The following is a 2,863-nucleotide window of genomic DNA, read 5'->3' on the forward strand; positions in this document are numbered from 1 at the left end:
TCCCGTTCGGTGTCGTCGAGGATGTCGATGTCGCCGATGGTGGTGTCGGGGTTGGTGGCGATGGTGGTGAGGATGCGTTGGAGGCGGTGGCCGAGGGTGTGGATGGTGGTTTCGTCGAACAGGTCGGTGGCGTAGGTGAAGATGGTGTCGAGGTGGGCGGGGGTGCCGTCGTCGTGGTGGTGGGGGTTGATGTTGACTTGCAGGTCGAATTTGGCGGCGACGGTGTCGGTGTCCAGGGCGGTGACGGTGAGCCCGGGTAGTTGGAGGGTGGGTTGTTCGTTGTTCTGGAACGACAGCACGACCCCGAAGAGGGGGTTGTGGGTGGTGGCGCGGCCGGGGGCGACGATTTCGACGACGCGTTCGAAGGGGATGTCGGCGTTGGCGAAGGCGGCGAGGTCGGTTTCGCGGGTGTGGTCGATGAGTTCGGTGAAGGTGGTGGCGGCCTCGACGCGGGTGCGCAGGGTGAGGGTGTTGACGAACATGCCGACCAGGTCGTCGAGGGCGCGGTGGCCGCGTCCGGCGATGGGGGTGCCGATGGCGACGTCCGCGTCGCCGGTGAGGCGGGCCAGCAGGACGGCCAGGGCGGCGTGCACGACCATGAACAGGGTGCAGTTGTGGGCGTGGGCCAGCTCGGTGAGGGCGTGGTGGATTTCGGGGGACAGCGCGAAGCCGGTGTTGGCGCCGCGCATGCTGGGGGTGGCCGGTCGGGGTCGGTCGGTGGGTAGTTCGGTTGCTCCGGACAGGCCGGCCAGGTGGTGGCGCCAGTAGGTGAGTTGGCGGGCGGCGACGGAGGTTTCGTCGTCGTCGGTGCCGATGACGTGGCGTTGCCAGATGGCGTAGTCGGCGTATTGCACTTCCAGGGGCGCCCAGCGGGGGGAGTTGCCGCCGATGCGGGCGAGGTAGGCGGTGACCAGGTCGCGGGCCAGCGGGGCCATGGAGGCGCCGTCGGCGGCGATGTGGTGGGCCACGAACGCCAGCAGGTGTTCATCGGGGCTGGTTTCCAGCAGCAGCGCGCGGACGGGGACTTCGGTGGTGACGTCGAAGCCGGTGCGCATCAAGTCCATCACCTGGGTGGTCGGGTCGTCGGTGACCACGACCTCCAGTCCGGTGGGCAGGGCTTGGGCGACGGTGAGGATTTGTTGGCGGGGCAGGCCACCGGGTCCGTCGGCGGGGTAGCGGGTGCGCAGGGATTCGTGGCGTTCGAGGACGTCGGCCAGGGCGTAGCGCAGGGCGGAGACGTCCAGGGCGCCGTGCAGGCGGATGGCCAGGGGGATGTTGTAGGCCGGTGAGGTGGGGTCGAATTGGTTGAGCACCCACATGCGTTGCTGGGCCAGCGACAGGGGGATGGGTTCGGCGCGTTCGACGCGTTCGAGCACGGTGCGGGTGCCGCCGCCGGCGCCGGGGACCACGCGGGCGGCGAGTTCGGCGACGGTGGGTGCTTCGAACAACTGCCGCACCGACACATCCGCGTCCAGGGCCTCGTTGATCCGCGCGACCACCCGAGTGGCCAGCAGCGAGTTACCACCCAACGCGAAGAAGTCGTCGTCCAGGCCGACCTCCCCCGCGCCCAGCAACCCGGCGAACACCTCCGCCACCGCTTGTTCCACCGGCGAACTCGGCGCACGGAACACCACCGCCGACACGAACTCCGGCGCGGGCAGCGCCCGGCGATCCAGCTTCCCGTTCGGGGTCAGCGGCAGGGCGTCCAGCACCATCAGCGCATCCGGGACCATATAGCCGGTCAAGAACTCGGAGACCTGCGCACGCAGCACCGACGCGTCCAGACTCGCCCCGGAATCGGGCACCACATAGCCGATCAACCGGTCACCGGCATGATCGTCGGCGCGCACCAGCACGACCGCCTGGCTCACACCGGGGCACCGCAGCAGCGCCGCCTCGATCTCGCCGAGTTCGATACGGAAACCACGCAACTGCACCTGCTGGTCACCGCGACCGGCGTACTCCAGGGTGGCTCGACCGCCGAATCCGACCCAGCGGCCGATGTCGCCGCTGCGGTACATCCGTGAGCCCGGCGCACCGAAGGGATTGGCGACGAAACGCGTCGCCGCCAACCCGGGACGGCCCAGATACCCGCGCGAGAGCTGCGCGCCCGCGACGTAGATCTCTCCGGCCACCCCGACCGGCGCCGGGTGCAACCGGTCGTCGAGGACGTAGGCGTCCAGACCGGGCAGGGCGCGCCCGATCACGCTGGCCGGGTTGTCGACCATCTGCTCGTCCAACGACAGGAACGACACGTGCACCGTGGTCTCGGTGATGCCGTACATGTTCACCAGCCACGGCGCGTCCACCGGATGGCGCTCGTACCAGCGCCGCAGCTGGCGCAGATCCAGCGCCTCGCCGCCGAACACGATGTAGCGCAGCGCGAACTTGCCCAGGTCCTGATGCGCCGCCCGGTCGGCCTCGGCGAGTTGGTAGAACGCCGACGGGGTCTGATTCAGCACGGTGACCTGTTCGCGGATCAGCAGTTCGCGGAACTGCTCGGGCGAGCGGGAGGTCAGGTAGTCGACCACGACCACGCTGCCGCCGTTGGCCAGCGCGCACCACAGTTCCCACACCGAGAAGTCGAACGCGAAGGAATGGAACAGCGTCCAGACGTCGGTTTCGTCGAACTCGAACAGCAATTGGGTGTTGGCGAACAGCTCGACCACGTTGCGGTGCGCGACGCCGACGCCCTTGGGCACCCCGGTGGACCCGGAGGTGTAGATGACATACGCGAGGTTGTCCGGGCGCAGCGGCCGCACACGCTCCCGGTTGCGGACGCGCGCGTCGTCGTAGCCGGTGGTCTCCTCCAGCAGGAGCACCGGAATATTGCCCGCGGGCAGAGCGTCCTGCTCGGTCGCGG

General features: G+C 69.1%; 1 protein-coding gene. It reads right to left on the bottom strand.

All coding sequences use genetic code 11. The annotated features are described in order from the left end of the window. Nucleotides 1-2,863, bottom strand: a 2,863-nt coding sequence (locus NB3_RS33670) for a non-ribosomal peptide synthetase (RefSeq protein WP_157112169.1), incomplete at both ends; no start/stop codon positions are given.

Source organism: Nocardia beijingensis NBRC 16342 (assembly GCF_001612785.1).
GTDB classification, from domain to species: Bacteria; Actinomycetota; Actinomycetes; order Mycobacteriales; family Mycobacteriaceae; genus Nocardia; species Nocardia beijingensis.